Source organism: Leptospira fainei serovar Hurstbridge str. BUT 6, from assembly GCF_000306235.2.
Taxonomy (GTDB): domain Bacteria; phylum Spirochaetota; class Leptospiria; order Leptospirales; family Leptospiraceae; genus Leptospira_B; species Leptospira_B fainei.
Genome location: NZ_AKWZ02000012.1, coordinates 1 through 17,431 on the forward strand (window position 1 = coordinate 1; position 17,431 = coordinate 17,431).

Here is a 17,431-nt window from a genome sequence, read left to right on the forward strand (position 1 = left end):
AAATATCAAAGCCGAAGTCGAAAACTAAACCTGTCGGATGTCCGCCTAACGAAAGATAATTGTCGAAGTTCCGCGAGTCCGAAGGACTTGGCGCGAGACTTGCTTTGCAAGACGAGTGACAAAGCGGAATTTGGCGAAGCCCAAGCAAGGGTCGCGAAGCGATCCCGAAGCGCCGCGACAATTTTTAGTTATCTGCTGTGCCGCGCCCCGAATGTCTAACCGGCGGAGCCAAGGAAGGCGAAGCCGGTTAGGGAATGCCAATAGAATTGGAATTGAAGACTTAACGCAAAGCTTTTAAATATCCAATAAATCTCTGGGTTTAACTTTTAATCGTTTAGAGAGTTTGAAAATTGAGTTAGCGGTAAAATTAGCCCTGCCCGCTTCAATATCTTGTAAAGTCCTAACAGGAACGGCATAATCGCCTTCATCCATGTTTTCCTGAGTAAGCCCTTTTTCTTTTCGCACTGTCTGAATATTCTTTCCGACTTTTAATAAAAATTCTTCAAAATCCACACACGGTATATTGCGGCAGAGTTGACAAAAAGTAAACGCGGCATACCGTGGGTCACATATTCTTTCGAGATTTCCGATCGCTAAAGGCTCATTTATGACGAGAAAATTCAAAAGCAAGTCTCAAAGTGCTACCTACAGACAAACAATAGGGAGAATTTCCGAGGAAGAGAAGAAAGCTTTTTATAACCAACTAAAGATAGCTAGAATAGAAGCAAATCTTACTCAGGCGCAAGTAGGTAAAATGATCAAGAGGAGCAGAAGCCAGATTTCAAAAATAGAATCTGGTAAATGTAGATTATACATGGATGAGTTCTTAAAGTTTATGAAGATTTATAGGAAGTCTCCTTTCTTCTTTTATTCTGTATTTACGACAGATGAGATCATTCAATCGCAGAAGAAAGCCCGAGTAAAATCTGCGAAGCAGTTTTAACGAGAGCCCTTAGTACTAACTAAGTGGGAAATTCTGCGTCCCGATCGCGAAGCGTTCGGGTTGACCAGTCGTAAAAACCGAGACAAGCTCAAAGATGTCAAAAAGAGTCTAAACTAGTCTTTCAGACCCGACACATGTAATAGTTCTTCAATTACCACTCGAAGATCGGAACGAATATTATTCAAATCCGGAAGTGTAGCATTATATCGCCTACTATGAGCGGATAGATCGCCTATCTCCTTTAACTTTGGTAAAGCGGTCTTTGAATTTCGAGACACAGACCAAGAATTTTCGGATAAAAAAGCGCTAATTAAATCCTTCAAATAGAAGTAATCACCATTGCCATTTTTAATCTTATTTCCAATAGAATACTTTTCAAAACATTCAATAATAAGCGTTTCCAATAGTCGACGAAACATTACGGCAGAAGCATCATAAAAGCCTACTTCGTATGAACCACATGCCTGTTTCGCAACTCTTTCGATATAACTTCTGGTATTGTTAAAAAGCTCTGAAGGGATAAAAGAATCGGATAATGTAAATTCAGTTTTTTTAGCATCCGAATTCGCTAATAATAGCTTTGATATTTCCGATTTATAAATGAAATCGAGTTCATTTACTGAGCGATTTCTATCTTTAGAATTTGTTTCTAAATCAAAAATTAGCTCTATCGCATTGACTATTTTTTGAAGTGATTCCTTTTTAATGGTTTTGAATTGATCTGATTTATTGAATATTTCTAAGTGATGATGTGCTTTTGCTTTTAGCAAATTAAATTTTTCAGCGTAAAAATTTCGACCCGTAAGAGATTTCCCTGCCCGTTTCGCTTTAGTACAGCACTTAACAGCCTCCTTTGCAACATCGATGAGAGAATCTTTTTCTTGTTTAGCTTTCTTCTTTACCAATTCGTATAAAACCAATTTTCTTTCGAACTTTGCCCAACTTTCATTTTCTTTCTTCTCAACTTTTTCTCCGCCATTAGTGCATCAAGAGGTCTAGTTAAATCACTTTGTTTATATATAACCCCTCTTTCGCTCAGTATTTCGAGCATGTTACTCATATTTCTCGGCTGTTTGAAATAATTCTCATCGACTAATTCATCTAGGCGCGCCTTAGGGCCTAACTTTTTTGAACTGCTTGAAGAGGCTGGTTTTTGACCATTTGCTTTCTTCGATTTAGCATTTGCTTTTTTGCCTTTTACTCGTGGTATCCCTTCGGGATCCACCTCCACATCATCGCCACTTAATAGATGTTTTAACATTATACCAAAGGCGACCTCTTTCAATTTAGGGTCGGCAACCTTGCTCACGCTGCTTTCAGCCTTACCAATAATTTCTTGATATTCCATACGTCAATAGTCCCGATCCAGGCTTATTATGTCAATTACTTTATAAGACATAACAAAAACATACGCGATATACTTAGCCTGCCACGGACGGCAGGCGCTATAATGAGGGGCGCGGCATGGCAGATAACGAAAGAGCGGCTCCGAAGTTCGGCGCGTGCGAAGCACTTGGCGCGAGCTTGCTCTGCAAGCGAAGTGACAAAGCCGAATTTGGCGTAGCCTGGAGCGAAGGTTGCAAAGCAATCCTGAGCGGAACGGAGCTGCGTAGTTAGTCGCCGGTCAGTACTTTATTTCTTAAAACAGCTTCGATATCCCGAGTCTACTTGTTTATATCTTACTTTGCCGGGGTCGTGAGGAACGTATTTGACAGGAGGCGCCAGCAATAACTTAATTAAATTCGGTGAAATTGAAGACATTGTGGTTTCACGTATTTTTAAAGCTAAATTTGAAATTAAAAATCCTTTATTAATCCAATTTGCAACATCTTCAATTGTGCATGCAAAAGTTGGTGGATCAAAATGATTCAAGTGATTTCTTACTGCTTTTAACTCAGTTAAAGCATTCATCTCAGAAGTAATATCGGGCAAATGTTTACCAGTAATTTGGTAGATCCATTTAATTTTATCTACAAGACGAACATAGATTGTACCCCCAACAACTTCTTCATCAAATTTCCAACCGAACAACTGTCCATCATGCTTTCCTTTGTAGTATAACATTATGAGCATATTCTCTATCAAAGAAACAGCCGTATTAAGAAAAGTAATCAACTTCTCAAGCCAATAGTCATTTTCATTAGAGAACATATGAGCTGCATGAAGCACTAAATCAGTCCTCGAAGAATAAAGCATTTGTTCTAATGTACTTAATGTTGATGAAAGAGCAATGCCCTCACGATCAATATTAGGCAAAATTGGATAGTTATGTGAGCCTTTTGTATTCAGTTCTATAGTCAGCGATTTTTCCGAGCCATTTTCCGGAAAATAAAAGTTCAATTTCACTGCTAAGGATGAATCCATCCAAGTCGGAAGTAATTCAGGAGGCCCCCCCTCACTATGTAAATATTGGCGATTTTTCTTAAGGATATTTTCAACTTCGGAAAAACTTGTTTTTCCACTAATCTCTTGCCCCTGTAAATTTTTACCTGAATAATTGAACCTACCCCGTTTATTCCATTTTGATATAGAATCATCTAATCCAGAAATTCTGTTTAATATTTTTTTAGTAACAAGCTTAATTAGATCTTTCCGATAAAAACCTTCTTCAAAGGCTAGAGGACTATAAATTCCTTTAACCAACATATCTGTTGAACTTGTATCAAATGTTTTTTCTGGTTCATCCATAATTTAACTGACTGGCGACTAACGACCAAGGCTTGACGACGTTTTGCAATGGCACGAGTTTGCTCTGCAAACGAAGTGACAGAAGCAAAATGTGCCGGAGGCCAAGCGAGAGTGCGAAGCATCTCGAAGCGATGCGTCAGAGCCGTAAGTTAGGCGTCGTTTTTGCATGAGAGCAAAGTCTCACCCTTTTGGAATATCAAATACAAGTAAAGATAAAGTTAACTTCTTTTCTAAATCGGATGGATGATGAAATTCGTATACAAAAGTACTTCCAAGATTCGAAAGAACCTTCGATCTAAACGCAAGATTCTTATCAAAACAGGAATGCGAAGTTACTATTTCTTGGGCCTTTCTAATGACTTCTGATAATCCCTTATTTTTATTAAATAGAATTATACAAAGTCGATTATCACGCCAAGTCGTATATCGCAAGATTTGATCAATAGTATCTATTAAGCCTTTTTCTCCAGACCAAAATTTACATTCGGCAATAAAGATATTTCGATTTTCATACCGAATTAATATGTCTGTTTTTCCTTGATAATTAAATGTTTCACCCGTTGCCGCTCCTTCAAAATGCCCATTAAGATGAATTAGAATATGGTCTCTAATTTCTTCTTCTTCCAATTTTACAAAAGTGGACGGGCTTCTTTCCATCATCAAAGATAGACTTTGTATAATCTCTAAAATTTGTTCAAAGACTTCGACACTAATCGAATACTCTTTACCTGAGGAGTCTACATTTTTACTAATCTTTGCTTTTTTTCGTATTAGAGGAACTTCAAGTTCCTTAGGCATGTTAGTTCTTTTACGAACGGGTAAGTTAAGAATTTCTGAAATTTTTGCAGAATCAGCTGAAAGAGATTTTTTATGTATTAATACTCTATTCACCAAATTGATAACTTCTAATCTTAGCTTATCAATATCCGAATTCATTGAACCTTCAATATTCTTTAAATGTCGTAAATCATCTTTATATCTACTTTCAATTTTCTGGGGCTCAGGCTTAACAAATTCGTATCTAAGGTGTATCTCATTTCCAATTACTTCACCATACAACACCTTTCCGAGAGTTATCGTAGAGGGCTGAAATTTAAAAAGTTTAGAGTCACCGGAATAAGGAACAGCAATTTCGATATACCTACCTCTAATCAGATTCTTTCCTCGTCCAAAAGGTGTGAAATAATTCGGATCTCCCGATACATCAACATCAGTCTCCCCTTCGTCAACGATTTCAACTTTATCAGTCGAAAACAAAACTCTATCAGGGAAAGATTCCGAAACAATTTCCTGAATTATAGTTTCAATTGACTCTTCGTTAAGTCGAATGGTATCAAAAGTTTCCGCAATGCGTCTAGCTTCATCCTGTAGACCTAAAAGATATTGGAATAATTGCCTCCCAGAAAAGAGGCTTTCCTTTTTACGACTCATTCCTATTTTCCTTCATAATAATTTTAAAAATGACGCCTAACGGCCAAGGTTTGCCGAAGTCCGGCGAAGCCGGATTTGCCGAAGGCCGAGCAAGGGTCGCAAAGCGAGCCCGAAGCGAAGTGGCAAACCGAAGTTAGGCGACGTCCGACCCAAACTCGTTGCAATTCAAATTTCTTTCTAATTTACTATTAGTAACCAAATGCCGAGTTAGTAAAAGTGTTTCTTATAGCTAACTGTTTCGCTCCGAATACGCCAGGCATTGACACCTCTCGCTCAAATCGAACTATATAGATGTAATTCAAATCCCGGCACCAGATCAGAACAGGAGCGACCGTGTAGGAATACATCCACCTCCGGCCAGAACACGAAAATATCAAAGCCGAAGTCGAAAAACTAAACCCGTCGGATGTCCGCCTAACTCAAAATCTCCGTCGGGCTGTCTAAAAATACACCCCTGCTCATCTTCCGCTGTGACGTAAAAGCGTACAACTCCGAACCTTCGTATAAGCGTACATTTCCGGCGTGTCGGATAAATCGCATACCGAATATTTCTATCCCTGTTTAAATAGGAATTTTAGGCCTTTTAGAAATGAAAGTTTTAATCGGAAAGTCTTAAAGATTTTCGGAAAGGCTACCTTCAGTCGATTTCAATCATCTTCTTTAGGGAGAAGAACTGAGTTTTGATCTTACTTTGTATGAATAATATTACGGATTATATTTCCGTTGAATTGAAAGCGTCCAGTGGACTTTGAACCATCAATAGCGAAGGGTCCGTAATCCGGGCGTAAATTTCAGTTGTGCGAACTGAAACATGTCCAAGGAGTTTTTGAATGATTTTTATCGAGGTACCCGATTCAAGCAAATGAATCGCAAATGCATGCCGAAGATCATGGATCGAAACTTCTTTTTTAACTAGAGCCTTATCTCTGGAAGATTCGAAAACTCTTTCTGCAGTCCTAACGTGAATATGCGAGCCGCTCGATTGACCTTGAAATACCCATGCGTTTTCTCCGAAACGATTTACTTTTTTTCTTAATTCCTCCTTACAGAACTTAGGCAGGATTGTGAATCTATCCTTCTTCCCTTTTCCCTGACGAACTCGAATCTGGTTCTTGGACCATTCCAGATCCGTTCCACGAATGGATACCAACTCGCTCACTCGTAATCCCGCCCCATAACACAAGGACAGTAGAAGTCTATGTTTAGCATTTACCGGACTTTTCAAAATCCTAAAAACTTCATCCTTAGTTAAGGCCTCCGGAATTTTCTTTTCGCGCTTTGGGATGGAATAGGAGAGGAGAAATTGTTTTCCGAGGACCGAGTTATAGTAAAATTTTAAAGCTTGTAGAATGGACCGGACTGTGACCGAAGAAAGTTTGCGTGAATAATGAATATCATCCAGATACCCTGTTAGATCCGAATCTTCAACGTAGCAAGGGTGTTTACCCGTCGCTCTCAAGAATGCACGATTGTATAGGAAATAAGCCTTTTCCGTTTTCCGGCTGTAATTTCTCCTCAATAATTCTGTTTTTAAAGGAAGAAGAAGAATATCCGGTTCCGCCTCCACGAACCTACCGGAGAAAAAAATAAACTCGGATAAATGCGAGTCGACTCGGGGAACCAGCCATTCGCTTGAGCTTCGATTCCATTTGGCATTCGGAAGTTTTTTAAAGAAATCAAATATTCCGGAATCGAATTGAAGCATCCGAACTCTTAGGAAAACTCTACCGTTGATCCATTCTTGAACGACCTTGACTCTTGGCGGCATGGGAGAGAAATACAAAATACCAAATATTTGTATAGTAAAATATAAAAAACACTAACTTCATAGCTTCGCCCCTCGAGTCCCAGAAGGCTCAAAAAAAACCGTAAATAGGCAATTTGGTCAAGTAGATTTGTCGAATATATGTCGAACTAGCCCAAAAAAGATCGCATAACGTGGTAAATTTCTTTCAGCCCTAAGCTCGAAAGACTATTTAGCAAAATTAATCATATTACTCGAGTAACGACTGGCCTTTCATTAGCGCATTTATTCATTTCCCCTGCAAACCAGTAACCAAAGTCGATTCGTGATGGCCGGACCGGGCGGGCAAGGGTTCGATAAATTCTTCAGAGAGTCTGAGGAGAATTTCGTGAGATAATTTCAAGATCATAAACATGGATCCGCTCAAGCAAAGGCCAAATGTTCATTCTCAATTGAAGTCGGAAGCTAAAGTCGATTGAATTATAGAGGGCGAGAAAAACCGAACCGACGTCACGGCTACGTTTAATTGCAAAAGTCCTGATTAGCGCGAAGATAATGTATTACGAAAACTCTAAGCAAAGATTTCCGGGAAGGTCAACTCGCAAAATCCTTACTTAATGAAAACGAACATTTGATTTAAGTCAGAGAACAGACTCACAAAAGATTTTTTCCCCTTTTTTTAGATTGGATTTTTCTAAAGAATCGGTTTGAATCCTGTGAAGCGCGATTCTACTCTATAGATTCGCGAAAGACTAAACGTATGGAAAATCGTGAATACGACGTTATTATCATCGGCTCCGGTATGGGAGCATTGACTACGGGATCTCTTCTCGCTCAGTTTTCCGATAAGAAAGTTTTACTTTTGGAACAACATTTCAAAGCGGGCGGCTTCACCCACGTTTTCAAACGGGAAGGAAAATTTCTTTGGGATGTCGGGATCCATTATGTAGGCGATATGGAATCCGGCTCCGCCCTCAGAAAGGTTTTCGACTTAGTTACTGCAGGTAAAGTCCGTTGGGCCGCAATGCCGGACGTATTTGAGAAGTTCGTGTATCCGGATTTTACGTTTAGCGTTAGGAATGATCCGAGCATATATGAAAACGATTTAATAGAATCTTTTCCGGAAGAAAAGGAAGCTATCCGGCGATATTTTCATGATATCAAGAAGGTGGCGTCTTGGCACGGGAGGCACATGATGCTCAAAGCTTTACCCCCTTTTCTGGACACTTTCGGAGCCGCTCTGGATTTGATCGGCTCTTCCTCTGCTTTGGTAACAACCGGAGAATACCTGGATAAAAACTTTCGGAACCAAAAACTCAAGGCGGTGCTTTGCTCTCAATGGGGAGATTACGGCCTTCCTCCTAAAATAAGCTCTTTCGCCATTCATGCTCTTATCGTCTCACACTATCTAAAGGGCGGCTTTTATCCGATCGGAGGCTCCGGTCAGATCGCACAAGCAGTTCAAGATATTCTAAAAGCGCACGGAGGCAGGATCGCGTTGTCCCGGGAAGTGAAGGAGATACTCGTCGATAACGGAAAAGCGATCGGAGTACGAGTCCTCAACAAACGAAAGACCGAGGAAGAAGGAAAGGAAATAGAAGAAATTTATTACGCTCCTCAAATCGTATCCGATGCCGGCGCATATAATACTTTTTTAAATCTCTTACCGACGTCGGTTAAGCTCCCTTACCGTCAAGAGCTGGAATCTTTCTCGAAAGTGTTCCCGTTGACGACAAACGTAACACTCTACCTGGGTTTAAAGGAGGATCCGAGACGACTCGGCTTCCAAGGAGAAAACCACTGGATCTATTCCTCTTACGATCATGATAAGAATTTCTCCGAAGGATATAAATGGACGGAAGGCGGTAGAATTCCCGGCGTCTATCTATCCTTCCCTTCTCTCAAAGATCCGGAAGCACACGCGCACACGGCGGAGATCATCGCATTCTGCGATTATAAGGCTTTCGAATTTTGGAAAGACCAGCCTTGGAAAGAGCGAAACGAAACCTACAAAGCCAAAAAAGCCGAACTCATTCGTCGTCTTCTGGATTACGTAGAAGAGAAATACGAAGGATTTAAGGATTTGGTCGAATATACCGAACTTTCCACGCCGATTACCACGGAGCATTTTACCTTACATCGGAAAGGAACCATTTACGGTCTACCTTGTGTACCCGATCGATTTAGAGAGGTTAAATCGCCCTGGTTTTCGCCCAAGACTCCTATCGAAAATTTGACATTGACTGGAGCGGATGCGGCCTCCCCTGGATTGAGCGGTGCGATGATGGGTGGCTTCTCCGCTTTCGCGAATATGTCGGGCGGAATGACGGTTCTACAACTGTTTCGAAAAACGATGAATTCGTAGGAATCTAGCGTTTAAGAGATCTCTTGAAATCCATCATTCTCAAAAATTTGTATCGTAAAATCCTATGCTATTAGGAAATTCTTTTCGGGCAGAATCGCCATTGAAAAGGTCTTGCTAATAATACGCATGGATTTCGGAAATCAAATGTCGGAATGGTTTCATTGGACACCCTATGCATTCCTGCCCGTTCTTAGCTTCGCGCTCTCTTTCTTAACCCTATATCTCTCTATTCGAAATCGGAATACTTCCGGCTCGAGAGAATTTACCGCCGTTTCATTTGGAATGCTTCTCTATAGTTTCGGTTACTTTTGGGAAATGGTTTGCGTTAAACCCGATAATATCCTATTTTGGGATAACTTTCAATTCTTAGGGCCGGATATCATTGTAACGGCTCTGCCGTTTCTTTGCATGAGAGTCGTGAACTTGGATAGATTCATCAAACCGATTACAGTGGCTCTCTTTTCCGCCATTCCTATTTCCATAGAAACCGTCGTTTGGTTCGGAAAGCCGGAATGGATTCGACCTTCATTATATTTTGATGATACTGCGCCTTGGAGAGCCTTAGTTTACGAATACGGTCCTTGGATGAACGTATATGTCTATAATTTCTTAATTATTTTTTCTCTATGTCTACTGGCTCTTCTGGTCGGCACAATCTTTCAAAGAGGGTTCCACAGAATCCGCAGCGTTGTCTTTTTAATCGTGCTGAGTATTCCGTTTATCGGGCAAATCATGACGGTGGCAAATTTCGTTCCGTTTGTCCATCCTAGACTCGACATTTTTCCTTTAGCCGCAAGTATCTCATGTTTAATCTGGGTCTACGGTCTTTTTTACTTTCGGATTCTCGATTTGATCCCTCTCGCGAGGAACCAAGTCTTCGAATGGATACAAGACGCTGTTTTCGTTTTAAACCGAGAAAATTATATCATAGATTGCAATCAAGCCGCTCTCAATCTGCTCGGAACCACTCGGCTTCGAGGCGATACCAAGCTCTCGCAATTTCTTCCGGATCTAGTCGATGTGCTAAACGATTGCTTGATGCGTCAAAAGACTACTACCGAATGGAAACGCCCCGGGTTAGTTCCGATCGGATACTATGATGTTTCGATCAAACCGCTCGGAGAATTCAACTCCATTTTTCGAATCGTCACGTTAAGGGAAATCACCGAACGAGTCCTGGAGGAAAAGAAAATTTCCGAAAGACGGGATATTCTACAAAGTATTTTAGATTCCACTAAAATACTTTTTCTGGTCTTAGACGGAGAAGGTCGATTAATTTTGGTTAATAAAGCCTGTCAGGAAGTGACCGGATACGACCTCCCGCAACTGGAAGGAAAATCCTTTTGGGATGTGGTTCTTTTCCCCGACGATAAGAATCGGGTCTTCCGAGTGTTTTACAAGAGGTTCGGCCCTAAACGGTTTCCAAAAAGAACCAATATTCATCTGAAACGGCGGGACGGAAAATCCAGATATACCGTTTGGGAACATAAAGAGGTACGGGATCAAGAAGGGAAATTGTCATATGTTATTTCGACGGGAGCGGACGTAACGGGTTTGGAGGAAGCGGAAGGACGAATTCACACTTTACAGCAGGCAAACGAAGAAATTTCCAATAAGAACGAGATCATCGAGTTACAAAAGAAGGAACTGGAAGAAGCTCTCCAGAATTTAAAGCGGACTCAATCGCAGCTCATTCAAACCTCTAAGTTGGCGGATTTAGGACAACTTGCGGCAGGGATCGCTCATGAAATCAATAACCCGATAGGAGCCATCCATGCAGCAGGGCATAATATTCTTTCGCATCTAGTCAAAATTAGGAGCGGGATACGGTCCGAGTTGGATAAGTTAACGAAGCTCACCGATAAAGAATGGAATCTTTTCGACGAATTTATCCTACAAGGAATCGAATCCAAAGAAATGACGATCGGGTTGGAACGAAGGAGAATCCTTGCGCAACTGAAGGAAGAAATGAATGCTAACAAGGCCCTATTACCGGATGAAACTGCCGAATTGTTCGTGGATCACGGAATCATTTCCAATTGGAAAAAATTTCTTCCGCTAGTGACCGAAACAAAGACCAGAGATCTTCTTCCTTTCTTTTTGAATTTATTGGGCCCGGAGCAAAGCGTGGCTACGATTCGAACCGCCGTGGAGCGTTCTTCCAAAATCGTTTATGCTCTCCGAAGCTTTGCCCACTTCGAATCTTCCCACCGCAAGCGGATCTTTTCCTTAAAGGATAATGTGGATACCGTTTTGACTCTCTATCAAAATTTATTCAAACATGGGGTCGATGTTTCCACGGATCTTAAAGATGTTCCCTCCTTTCTAGGTTTTCCGGACGATTTGATGCATCTTTGGACGAACTTGATCATGAACTCGGTTCAAGCTATGAACTATAAGGGGAAATTATCCATCCAAGCTCACGTAGACGGGGACGAGGTTCTGATATCGATCGAGGATAACGGTCCCGGAATTCCGGCCGAAACCAAAGATAAGGTATTCGAAGTTTTTTTTACGACGAAGGCTTTAGGAGAAGGTTCTGGGCTCGGTTTAGATATTGCTAAGCGAATCGTCGAAAAGCACCAAGGCAGAATTTGGTTCGAATCGGATCCTGGCAAAACGATCTTTCACGTATCGCTCCCGTTCGAAAAAGCCTAAAACGAGATCCTTATATTATAAAATTACAAAATTCCTTTTGGAGGCAGAAAAACGATCTCATCCAAATTGAATGTATCGGGCTGAAACGAGAGATTCGCTAGGAAATCAGCGGCGTCCGCCACCGGAATCATATCTCTTCGATCGAATTCGTTTCTCCCGTCCCAAATCGGCGTATCAATAGCTCCCGCATAAACGATACTGACTCGGACTTCCCTATTTTTCCATTCCTCTCTAATTGACTTTGCAAAACCTGCTAATCCGTGCTTAGAAGCGCAGTAGGCGGAAGATTGAGGAAATCCCTGGCGACCGGCTGTCGAAGACAAATAACAAAGTAGAGAGCCTTTCCCGATCAAAGAGGACAATTCCTTAGTCAACAAATACGGCGCCGTCAGATTGAGCGCGATATGCTTTTCCCAATCCTCCAGAGATAAGGTTTCAACGGATTGGAATAATCCGTCTCCGAAAGTAAAGTACAAAGCATCCAAACGGCTCCAATGAATTCTCAGAGTATGGCAAAAATTCAAAAGACTCTTCGTATCGGTGACATCGCATGCGTAATTAGCTCCGGCTTTTAGGGATTGAACGAGCGGAATCCCGCGACGGGAAATACCGATCGCTTCCACGCCCGGAAGAGCATGCAGTTTTTCTAATAGAGAACGGCCGACGCCGGTCCCAGCTCCTGCAACCAGTATTTTCTTGGACATTATGGGTTATCGAGAAAGCGCCCGGACTTTCAATATGAAATCGGCAGCTTCCAAATGGCGATTCGCCTGGGTTAAATCCTTTCCCCAAACTGTTATACCGTGATTTTCAATGACACAGAGCGGAACTTTAGGTTTCTTTTCTTCCAAGTATGCCTGGAGAGCGTCCGATATTTCCTGAACCACAGGAAAATTATAAACGACCGGCGCAAAGACCTGAGGGCTTTCATCCCAAATCCCGAATGCTTTAATAATTTCTAAAGAAGGTAGATTCCATTCCTGCACCGGCGACTCTCTAGTGACTCCCGATTTAATTAGATTCGATTCGGGGGTATGCACGTGCAACGAACATCCGATTTCCGGAAAGGCTTTATACACAGCCCTATGGATGGAGGTTTCCGCCGAAGGTTTCAATCCTTCCCGCCCTTTCCATCCTTCAATCACTTTTCCAGTCTCTATATCGACCGGTAAAAAATCCTTTTTGCTCAGGAGGTTTTTATCCAAACCGCTCCCGCTTACCCAGAAAACATCCGGACGTTTCAAATCGCGAAGGGAAAGATTCCCGGCCGTTCCGGGCATCCAACCCTTCGAATGATACAGAACGCCCGACTTAGCCAGCCGGGAAAGTTCTTTCTTAATGGACATCCTGCTTATGCAAGAACCGTGGTTTCTTCCACGTAATTAGGAACCCAACCGCTCATGTCCTGGAAGTAACGAACCGCTTTGATTCTTTTCTTTTCATCAAGAGTAAACCAATGGTTCGTATTTTTCGGCACAGAAATGAAATCGTTCTTCTCTACCTTTACGAGAAACTTTTCTCCGTTGAGGGAAAATCCGAATATTCCGGAACCGTCCACGATATAACGGACTTCGGCATCCGTGTGATAGTGAACTTTATCGAACTTAGCTAACATCTCGGATAAACCGGGCACCTGTGCATGAAGGACGATCAGATCCCGTGATTGGTATCCTTCTTCTTCCTTTAAGGTTTCAAAGCGATTGTCTAAATTTTTAAGAAGCGTTTCCTTCTCATCGTCGGAAAGAACTTCCTTATCGGTCAAGTTACTGGAAGACGCAGGCACATGCCAATGATCGTATTCGATTCCGCGTTTTTCGAGGAAGGATTTTACTTCCGAATTATCTTTGATTTCCGGTAACCCGGGTTTCTGGACGATAGTCGCCATAACTCATTCTCCTTGGGTGTCGTACTTTTCCCTAAAAAAGCCCCCGACTAAAAACGGACCCCGTACCCTTTTCGGGGAGACCCTAACCGAATTTCTATCCGTCGATACAGGATCTAAGTATGCCGTATAGGAGAAGAATCTCCTACTTATTTATTGACTCTCTCCACGTACGATAAGTCGCGAAGATCTATCTTAACAACGTCGCCCTGCTTCACAAAAATCGGAACGTTAATTTCTCCGCCAGTTTCCACAGTGACTCTCTTCAGAGCAGTGCCGGAAGTGTCTCCTTTGAGTCCTTCTTCCGCGTAGGTTACTTGCAAAATAGCAAAGTTCGGAGGTATTACTCCGATCGGCTTCCCTTCATAAAAGGAAACTTCCATCGGAGTTTCTTCTTTTAAAAACGGAAGGATATCCTCCAGGTATTCCTTTGAAACCGGGATCTGTTCGAAATCGTTCGTATCCATGAAGATTATATCATCTCCCTCGGAATAGCAAATTGTCATTTGCCTTTTTTCGAGTTCGACGGATTCCAATTTTTCCGCAGCTTTGAATGTCCGCTCGATGGAACTGTTACGGACCAAATTTTTTAACTTTGTACGGATAAAAGCGGATCCCTTGCCGGGGTTGACGAATTCGCTCTTGATAACTGTGTAGAGTTCGCCCTCTACTTTAAGGACCATGCCCTTCTTAACTTCGGTAATGCCTAAGTTCATATACGACCTAAAAAAAGGATTGCGCTCCTTCTATATCCGAGCCGGAAGGCGGGGTGTCAAGGAAAAAGAACGCCCCCGTTAGCGACGAAAAAAGGCAAAATTCTTTCCGTTACGCGCCAGCATTGCCAACTTAAAATGGAATCGATGCTTCCGTCGCAGGGCTAAAACCGGCCCTAATATTGAAAAATATTTCCGGACTCAGATTTGAAAGCTCTACTAGCTTCAGTCTCAAGGCGGCTGGAGTTCCTCACCGTTTATTAACGGACGGTGCGAGGAAGCGTAGTCGATCCGGATTCTATTTCGAGACGATCTTGGAAAACGATCGACTATTTTCAAATGCTTACCTCCCTCTTGAAAATTGAAAGACAAGATACATTCGAAAACACTCGTACAAGGGCTAGATCAAAACGCGATCCATTTCGGGGATTGGCAGCGCACAAATAACTAATAAAAGAAAAATCAAAACCCTTTCACTTTCGCGACAAGCATATCGGAAAATTCCGATTACGCAATTCGGTTCTTGTAATAGCCTAAACATAGTAGAATGTCGATATGCAGAAGAATTAATTTTCTCTTTTTTGCCCTATCTTTCATTTTTCAGTATTTTTTGCAGGAAAAAGGTTGCCTAAGTATTTTTATCTCGTCTATACTTACTGAAGACGTATGAAACGATTCTGCATTTTATTTCTGGTCGCGTTTCTTTCCGTAATTTTCGTTTCCGATATTTTGGGGCAGGAATTTGCGGGAGGAAAGGTTCGCGTATTCCAGAAAAAGATCAAAATCCGAGAATATACGGAACTAGTTTCACAACATCATACCTATCTTTCTTCGGGAGAAGACGATAAGGGATTGGTTTTCGGAACGCGTTCCCAATTTTTGTACGGGGCCGACCTTCATTCGGATTACGGATCTCGTATCCATGAGCCGGTAGTCGTACGCCATACGCTATCCTATCGTTATCTTTTCCTTCCTCCCCCGGCCTGAATCCGACAGTCAGTTCTGTAAGTCCCTCTGGGAGGTTGTTCCCGGGAGAATTCAACGGTTTCGGGCAAAAATTCCGTTGTAATACATAGAAAGCGGGAACCCGCTCATCCTTCTCCTAAGTCTCCAACCTAAATTGATGAGCACATCTCCCTGAGGTTTATATAAAGAAAAACCTCTATCGGAAACCTCACGGTTTCCGATTTTTTTATTCGGATACTTCAGTTGACGTCCTTGGCTCTTCGTTAATACAAGAACGAGAGGAGCAAAAATCTGGGATCTTACTCCGTAAGCAATCAACCTTCTCTCATCGATGAAACGAATTGGTGGGATTGGAAATGGCAAATCCGTCATCGCGTCAAGGACGAGAGCGGGTTATGCGAATATTTAGAGCTTACCGATTCGGAAAAAGAATCGCTGCGGGACTGTAGCGAACTTTTTTCATTTTCCGCGACTCCTTACTATTTGAAGCTTGCGGATCCATTGGATCCTCTCTGTCCCATACGTCTCCAAATCGTTCCTCGAAAGGAGGAACTGACTCCGCGAGTTTGGGACCGAATCGACCCGCTCGCAGAAGAATCGCACATGCCGGTAAGAGGAGTAACGCATCGGTATCCAGATCGAGCGCTTTGGTATCTTTCTCATGTATGTGCGGTTTACTGTCGTTTTTGCACTCGAAAAAGAAAAGTATCTCGTTCAATGGAAACTCCGAGTTCGGAGGACTGGCAGGAAGCGCTGAATTACTTCCGAACTCATACCGAAATCCGAGAAGTCATTCTTTCTGGCGGAGATCCGCTAAATCTCTCCGATGCGAAACTCGATTACCTATTAGGTGAATTAAAATCGATTTCGCATATCAACCAAGTGAGAATTCATACTCGCTATCCTGTAACTTTACCGATGCGAATTACGGAAGAACTTTGTTCGATCCTGCGTAAACATTTTCCGGTCTTCATAGTTACACATTTTAATCATTCCAAGGAACTTACTCCAACTGCAAGAGAAAGAATCGAACGTTTGATTAAGGAGGGCGCCGTTACGGTTCTGAACCAGGCGGTTCTTTTAAAAGACATTAACGATTCGGTCGAAGCGCTGACTAATTTATTTTACGGACTGACGTCCGCAGGAATCAAACCGTATTATCTGCATCATTGCGACGAGGTGTACGGCTCCTCGCACTTTCGAGTACCGATTTCACGGGGAGTAGAATTGATGAAGTCTATCCGGGGAAGAATCAGCGGTCTCTGCATCCCTTTATATGTGGTCGATCTTACGGGCGGTGGAGGAAAAGTTCCGCTACCGACGGACTATTTGGAAGAAACGAAATCTTCTTCTTACGTATTTAGAAATTATCGGGGAGATCTGTATGAGATCGGTTATTAGTTTTTTGACGATTCTCCTACTATGCTCAGGTTGTAAAACGCCTATGACCGAGGGAAAAGTTTCGGTCGCGGAAAATCCTTCGATGCTCCGTTTAAATTACGATATCGTTTACTCCACGCAGGGAAACGCAGTGTTATTGGACGCGGGTCGCTTGTTTGCTCGCGGACTTTATTACGACTGCAAGGTCGCCGACGTGAATTCCAACTTTGACCGATTCCGCGCCTCCTCCTACACGGAAGATAATGCGAATGATTTTCGCCAACTTGTTCCGGAATCTGAGCAGGCAAAAATGAACGGGCGTCAGTTCCAGTATTTCCCCATGAAGGAAGATACCCGGTCCACGGTATTCTCGGGTTGCTTTCAAAAATCCTCTCCCGAACGCTGCTATGTGCGTTGGGAATGGCAGAGAGGCAATTTTATCATCGTCTTTGAGACTGAGGTCGAAAATAAAAAGAGCCTTACCACTCTGGAATTGGGCAAGGAATTCCATGATTTTGTAAGCCGTGGGATTCGAGCCTTTTAATCGAAGTTTATTTTTGTCATAATCAGAACGGGGATTTCGTTCCACTCGGTGGCTTGAGTTTAATGTGTAGGAACTTCGACACAGAAATTTGTCGAAGTTCCTACACAATTTCCCGAA

The 17,431-nt window shown here is 42.2% G+C and carries 16 protein-coding genes; 6 read left to right on the top strand and 10 right to left on the bottom strand.

Translation table 11 applies throughout. The annotated features are described in order from the left end of the window. Positions 1 to 294: 294 nt before the first annotated feature. Positions 295 to 513, bottom strand: a complete 219-nt coding sequence (locus LEP1GSC058_RS19245) for a helix-turn-helix domain-containing protein (RefSeq protein ID WP_016551389.1) — start codon at positions 511 to 513, stop codon at positions 295 to 297. Between the two features lie 94 nt (positions 514 to 607). Here LEP1GSC058_RS19245 and LEP1GSC058_RS19250 point away from each other — a divergent pair, with 94 nt between their 5' ends. After that, positions 608 to 943 (top strand): helix-turn-helix transcriptional regulator, encoded by a 336-nt coding sequence (locus LEP1GSC058_RS19250; RefSeq protein WP_051133852.1) that lies wholly within the window; start codon positions 608 to 610, stop codon positions 941 to 943. 113 nt (positions 944 to 1,056) lie between these two features. Here the strand turns inward: LEP1GSC058_RS19250 and LEP1GSC058_RS20410 are convergent, their stop codons facing one another. The 5 genes from LEP1GSC058_RS20410 to LEP1GSC058_RS19275 all read right to left on the bottom strand — a co-directional run bounded on the left by LEP1GSC058_RS20410 (position 1,057) and on the right by LEP1GSC058_RS19275 (position 6,830). Next, on the bottom strand, positions 1,057 to 1,848 hold the full coding sequence (locus LEP1GSC058_RS20410; protein WP_198014437.1) for a DUF4145 domain-containing protein: 792 nt from the start codon (positions 1,846 to 1,848) through the stop codon (positions 1,057 to 1,059). Continuing rightward, positions 1,842 to 2,291, bottom strand: a complete 450-nt coding sequence (locus tag LEP1GSC058_RS19260) for a hypothetical protein (protein ID WP_016551417.1) — start codon at positions 2,289 to 2,291, stop codon at positions 1,842 to 1,844. The genes LEP1GSC058_RS20410 and LEP1GSC058_RS19260 overlap by 7 nt, the downstream gene beginning before the upstream one ends. A gap of 284 nt (positions 2,292 to 2,575) precedes the next feature. Beyond that, positions 2,576 to 3,631: a hypothetical protein gene (locus LEP1GSC058_RS19265; protein WP_016551431.1), complete on the bottom strand. Its 1,056-nt coding sequence runs from the start codon at positions 3,629 to 3,631 to the stop codon at positions 2,576 to 2,578. 180 nt (positions 3,632 to 3,811) lie between these two features. Beyond that, positions 3,812 to 5,062 carry a hypothetical protein gene (locus LEP1GSC058_RS19270; RefSeq protein WP_016551404.1) on the bottom strand — a complete coding sequence of 417 codons (1,251 nt, stop codon included), beginning with the start codon at positions 5,060 to 5,062 and terminating at the stop codon, positions 3,812 to 3,814. A 712-nt stretch (positions 5,063 to 5,774) separates the two neighbouring features. Then, positions 5,775 to 6,830, bottom strand: a complete 1,056-nt coding sequence (locus LEP1GSC058_RS19275) for a tyrosine-type recombinase/integrase (RefSeq protein ID WP_016551468.1) — start codon at positions 6,828 to 6,830, stop codon at positions 5,775 to 5,777. A gap of 736 nt (positions 6,831 to 7,566) precedes the next feature. Here LEP1GSC058_RS19275 and LEP1GSC058_RS19280 point away from each other — a divergent pair. Continuing rightward, entirely contained in the window at positions 7,567 to 9,171 is a 1,605-nt protein-coding gene (locus LEP1GSC058_RS19280; protein WP_016551423.1) for a phytoene desaturase family protein, read from the top strand. Between the two features lie 144 nt (positions 9,172 to 9,315). Further along, entirely contained in the window at positions 9,316 to 11,829 is a 2,514-nt protein-coding gene (locus tag LEP1GSC058_RS20590) for a histidine kinase N-terminal 7TM domain-containing protein (protein ID WP_016551401.1), read from the top strand. Between the two features lie 23 nt (positions 11,830 to 11,852). On the opposite strand, the gene LEP1GSC058_RS19290 is transcribed toward LEP1GSC058_RS20590, so the two are convergent. The 4 genes from LEP1GSC058_RS19290 to efp form a co-directional block, all read right to left on the bottom strand. Then, a complete protein-coding gene (locus LEP1GSC058_RS19290; RefSeq protein ID WP_016551464.1) occupies positions 11,853 to 12,533 on the bottom strand; it encodes an SDR family oxidoreductase in 681 nt (226 codons plus the stop codon). Between the two features lie 6 nt (positions 12,534 to 12,539). After that, positions 12,540 to 13,175 carry a methylthioribulose 1-phosphate dehydratase gene (mtnB, locus tag LEP1GSC058_RS19295; RefSeq protein WP_016551471.1) on the bottom strand — a complete coding sequence of 212 codons (636 nt, stop codon included), beginning with the start codon at positions 13,173 to 13,175 and terminating at the stop codon, positions 12,540 to 12,542. 5 nt (positions 13,176 to 13,180) lie between these two features. Next, positions 13,181 to 13,714, bottom strand: a complete 534-nt coding sequence (locus tag LEP1GSC058_RS19300; protein WP_016551478.1) for a 1,2-dihydroxy-3-keto-5-methylthiopentene dioxygenase — start codon at positions 13,712 to 13,714, stop codon at positions 13,181 to 13,183. A 146-nt stretch (positions 13,715 to 13,860) separates the two neighbouring features. After that, complete coding sequence (efp, locus tag LEP1GSC058_RS19305; RefSeq protein ID WP_039948889.1) at positions 13,861 to 14,427, bottom strand: elongation factor P; 567 nt, start codon at positions 14,425 to 14,427, stop codon at positions 13,861 to 13,863. A 663-nt stretch (positions 14,428 to 15,090) separates the two neighbouring features. Here efp and LEP1GSC058_RS19315 point away from each other — a divergent pair. From LEP1GSC058_RS19315 to LEP1GSC058_RS19330, 3 genes are all read left to right on the top strand, one after another. Then, positions 15,091 to 15,411, top strand: coding sequence for a hypothetical protein (locus LEP1GSC058_RS19315; RefSeq protein ID WP_016551466.1), 321 nt, complete (start codon positions 15,091 to 15,093; stop codon positions 15,409 to 15,411). A gap of 270 nt (positions 15,412 to 15,681) precedes the next feature. Then, positions 15,682 to 16,791, top strand: a complete 1,110-nt coding sequence (locus LEP1GSC058_RS19325; protein WP_039948891.1) for a KamA family radical SAM protein — start codon at positions 15,682 to 15,684, stop codon at positions 16,789 to 16,791. Next, positions 16,775 to 17,314, top strand: coding sequence for a hypothetical protein (locus LEP1GSC058_RS19330; RefSeq protein WP_039948893.1), 540 nt, complete (start codon positions 16,775 to 16,777; stop codon positions 17,312 to 17,314). The genes LEP1GSC058_RS19325 and LEP1GSC058_RS19330 overlap by 17 nt, the downstream gene beginning before the upstream one ends. The last annotated feature ends 117 nt before the right edge of the window (positions 17,315 to 17,431 follow it).